Origin of the sequence: Citrobacter sp. Awk 2, from assembly GCF_028069815.1 — a bacterium.
Taxonomy (GTDB): domain Bacteria; phylum Pseudomonadota; class Gammaproteobacteria; order Enterobacterales; family Enterobacteriaceae; genus Citrobacter.
Genome location: NZ_JANEWL010000172.1, coordinates 1 through 4,441, shown reverse-complemented (window position 1 = coordinate 4,441; position 4,441 = coordinate 1). Strand labels below are relative to the sequence as shown.

The 4,441-nt window shown below is 47.7% G+C and carries 3 protein-coding genes; all 3 read right to left on the bottom strand.

The window, feature by feature from the left end; all coding sequences use genetic code 11:
- The coding region (locus NNO02_RS22705) for a LysR family transcriptional regulator (protein WP_271455817.1) at window positions 1-870 on the bottom strand (870 nt) is incomplete at its 3' end.
- Between the two features lie 184 nt (window positions 871-1,054).
- Window positions 1,055-2,188: a molecular chaperone DnaJ gene (gene dnaJ / locus NNO02_RS22700; RefSeq protein WP_271442833.1), complete on the bottom strand. Its 1,134-nt coding sequence runs from the start codon at window positions 2,186-2,188 to the stop codon at window positions 1,055-1,057.
- 86 nt (window positions 2,189-2,274) lie between these two features.
- Window positions 2,275-4,197 (bottom strand): molecular chaperone DnaK, encoded by a 1,923-nt coding sequence (dnaK, locus tag NNO02_RS22695; protein ID WP_016151634.1) that lies wholly within the window; start codon window positions 4,195-4,197, stop codon window positions 2,275-2,277.
- Window positions 4,198-4,441 lie beyond the last annotated feature (244 nt).

The following is a 4,441-nucleotide window of genomic DNA, read 5'->3' as shown; positions in this document are numbered from 1 at the left end:
AGCATAAATAGGTAATGTTTTAAATAACAACTCTTCGGGTAGTGTCAGTATTTCAATGTGATATCCCATTGAATGCTTAAAAAAAGAGGCCAATTCAGAAGGTATAATACAGATCATCTCTGTCGTTTCTACTATGTTTACCACCCCTAGCATCGAATCACTACGATAACCTATTTTACGCATCATTTTATTCTCGGTGTTACCTGTTGAATAGCAACACTCATCTATTATATCTGGTGAGAATATATCAGATTGATATACAGCATGCGAAAAGGAATAAAAATGATGTAACGATATTTTATCGAGGACTGACAATGGATTATTTTTACCACAAATACAGACATATTGTCTAAAGACATCCACAAGATGAACTTCAATATCCATGTCTTGTGGCGGAGAAATGTTAATTAATATATCTCCCATGCCGGAAAATAGCATATCAGCCAACTTTGTTTTATCATTTTTACTCACTGCATAATGATTTATTGTATACGCCGCAGTTAACTTACTATCATTAATAAAATGTGACAGATAGTAATGCTCTACGATATCGTTACCTAATACCGTTATGACTGAAGGATTATCATTATCTGTTGAAGGAGAATAGGTATCGTTGATGGTATTCAGGACGTGGCAGTAGACTTTATGAAGTTCTAACCCTTTCTTAGTCGGTGTCAGTCCTTTACGGGTTCGTTCAAAGAGTTTAAACGAATAGATACTCTGTAATCGGCTTAATGACTGGGAAACAGCTGCTGGTGTTATTGATAGCCTGGCAGAAGCTTTGGAAGCGTTTCCTGATTCAACAACAGCGTTAAATATCTTAATTAAATTAAGGTCAAAATCATTTCTTTGAACAAGCATCTTATCCATTATTCCTCCGGGTAAGTCGGGGAACAAAATAGAAGAAAATCTTTATCTTAGGAAATCATTTCTCATCATTTATCCTGCACATTCATTTTTATCGCTAATGAACCAATTTTAGTATTGAATACTAAAATAAAAAAGCCTGGGACTCTGTCGAGGCCCAGGCTTTTTATCAGATGTAATGCAGTAATTAGCGCGTCAGATCGTCAAAGAACTTCTTCACACCGTCGAAGAAGCTTTTGGAGCGCGGGCTGTTTTGCTCGCCCGTTGGACCACCAAAACTGTCCTGCAAATCTTTCAGCAGTTGCTTCTGCTTGTCGTTCAGGCCCACTGGGGTTTCAACCACCACACGACACAGCAGATCGCCCTGTGCACCACCGCGAACAGATTTAACGCCTTTACCACGCATACGGAACAGTTTGCCCGTTTGCGTTTCACCCGGAATTTTTAACTTCACACGGCCGTCCAGCGTCGGGACTTCAATCTCGCCACCCAGTGCAGCCATCGCAAAGTTAATCGGCACTTCACAGTACAGGTTATTGCCTTCACGTTCGAAAATTGGGTGCTGTTTCACCTGCACCTGAACGTACAAATCACCTGCCGGTGCGCCATGCTCACCCGCTTCACCTTCACCCGCTAAGCGGATGCGGTCACCAGTATCAACACCAGCCGGGATCTTAACGGACAGCGTTTTGCTTTTCTCTACACGACCATGACCGTGGCATTTGTTGCACGGATCTTTGATCAGCGTACCGCGGCCCTGACAGTGTGGACAGGTCTGCTGTACGGCGAAAAAGCCCTGACGCATCTGCACCTGACCAGAACCATGACAGGTTGGACAAGTCTGCGGCTGAGTGCCTGACTTCGCACCGCTACCGTGGCAAATGTCACACTCTTCCAGCGTAGGAATGCGGATCTCTTTGGTGACGCCACGCACGGCTTCTTCCAGAGTGAGATCCATGTTGTAACGTAAATCAGCACCACGTGAGGCGCGCTGACGACCACGACCGCCGCCAAAAATATCGCCAAACACGTCACCAAAGATATCGCTGAAGTCAGCCCCGCCGCCAAAACCGCCGCCGCCGCCCATACCGCCTTGCTCAAATGCAGCATGGCCGTACTGATCGTAAGCCGCACGTTTTTGCGCATCAGTCAGGATCTCGTAGGCTTCTTTGATCTCTTTGAACTTTGCTTCGGCCTCTTTATCACCCTGGTTGCGGTCCGGGTGAAATTTCATGGCCAGGCGCTTGTAGGCCTTTTTGATTTCACGCTCTTCCGCTGTTTTGGAAACGCCTAAAATCTCGTAATAGTCTTGCTTTGCCATTGTTGTTTTTCAGCCCTTTAACATACAAGCACGGGCGTGGAGAGATCTCTACGCCCGTGCCGATTAATTACCCTGCATCAGGGCGATTACTTTTTGTCTTTCACTTCTTCAAACTCAGCGTCGACAACGTCGTCATCTTTCGCGTTGTTTGCAGAAGCATCAGCGCCTGCTGCACCCGCTTGCTGCTGTGCGTGCTGCTGCTGAGCGATTTCCATCAGCTTCTGGGAAACCTGCGCCAGTGCCTGCATTTTCGCTTCGATATCCGCTTTGTCTTCGCCTTTCAGAGAAGTTTCCAGCGCGGTCAGTGCAGACTCGATGGCAGTTTTGTCGTCAGCTGGCAGTTTATCGCCGGCTTCTTCAACCTGCTTACGCGTGCTGTGCAGCAGATGGTCGCCCTGGTTGCGAGTCTGAACCAGTTCTTCGAACTTACGGTCAGATTCCGCGTTCGCTTCTGCTTCGCGAACCATTTTCTGGATTTCTTCTTCGTTCAGACCAGAAGAAGCCTTGATGGTGATCTTCTGCTCTTTACCGCTGTTTTTATCTTTCGCGGAAACGTGCAGGATACCGTCGGCATCGATGTCGAAGGTCACTTCGATCTGCGGCATACCGCGCGGTGCCGGGCTGATACCATCCAGGTTAAACTGACCCAGATCTTTGTTATCAGCAGCACGTTTACGTTCACCCTGCAGCACGTGGATGGTTACCGCAGACTGGTTGTCTTCAGCGGTAGAGAACACCTGGCTGTGCTTGGTCGGGATGGTGGTGTTTTTCGCGATCAGTGCAGTCATCACACCACCCATGGTTTCGATACCCAGAGACAGCGGGGTAACGTCCAGCAGCAGTACGTCTTTCACATCACCGGTCAATACACCACCCTGAACAGCAGCACCGATTGCCACAGCTTCATCCGGGTTAACGTCTTTACGTGGTTCTTTACCGAAGAACTCAGCAACTTTCTTCTGAACCATTGGCATACGAGTCTGACCACCGACCAGGATGACATCCTGAACGTCAGAAACAGACAGACCAGCATCCTGCAGAGCAACTTTCAGCGGCTCGATAGAACGGTTCACCAGGTCTTCTACCAGGCTTTCCAGTTTCGCACGGGTCACTTTGATGTTCATGTGTTTCGGACCGGTCGCGTCTGCAGTAATGTACGGCAGGTTCACGTCGGTCTGCTGAGCGGAAGACAGCTCAATCTTTGCTTTCTCAGCGGCTTCTTTCAGGCGCTGCATCGCCAGCGGGTCGTTACGCAGGTCAATGCCCTGATCTTTCTTAAATTCGTCAACCAGGTAGTTGATCATACGGCTGTCGAAGTCTTCGCCACCCAGGTGGGTATCACCGTTGGTTGCCAGAACTTCGAAGGTTTTTTCGCCGTCAACTTCGTCGATTTCGATAATAGAGATATCGAAAGTACCACCACCGAGGTCATAGACCGCAATAGTACGGTTGCCGACTTCTTTATCCAGACCGTAGGCCAGTGCTGCGGCGGTTGGTTCGTTAATGATACGTTTAACTTCCAGACCTGCGATACGGCCGGCGTCTTTGGTTGCCTGACGCTGAGCATCGTTAAAGTATGCAGGAACAGTGATAACGGCTTCAGTTACCGGTTCACCCAGGTAATCTTCAGCGGTTTTCTTCATTTTTTTCAGCACTTCAGCAGAAATCTGCGGCGGTGCCATTTTCTGACCTTTTACATCAATCCATGCATCACCGTTGTCAGCACCGATGATTTTGTACGGCATGATGGCTTCATCACGCTGTACTTCTTCGTCCTGGAAGCGGCGGCCAATCAGGCGTTTAATCGCAAACAGGGTGTTTTGCGGGTTTGTCACTGCCTGACGTTTAGCCGGCTGACCAACCAGAGTTTCACCATCCTGGGTATAAGCAATGATAGAAGGCGTGGTGCGATCGCCCTCGGCGTTCTCCAGCACACGTGCAGTAGTGCCATCCATAATCGCTACACAAGAGTTGGTAGTACCCAGGTCGATACCAATAATTTTACCCATCTAAACGTCTCCACTAAAAATTCGGTCATCATGTGGTTGTGAATCTGTAATAAGGGCGAAACGTGCGGTTTCAACTACCCTGAATCGTTTTTTTTCAGACTCACCACTGCGGTTGTCTACAAGATGGGGTCGTAACCCACGTCATCAAGGGGGGCATGAAAATTTTTTTTAGCGTCGTGGCAATAAAATGAGGGAAAAACGGTTGAAAAGTACAATTGCGAATAATCACCACTCAAAATTTATT

Coding starts and splice junctions, on each gene's coding strand:
- dnaJ (WP_271442833.1), bottom strand. CDS start 2,188: ATGGCAAAGCAAGACTATTACGAGATTTTAGGCGTTTCCAAAACAGCG.
- dnaK (WP_016151634.1), bottom strand. CDS start 4,197: ATGGGTAAAATTATTGGTATCGACCTGGGTACTACCAACTCTTGTGTA.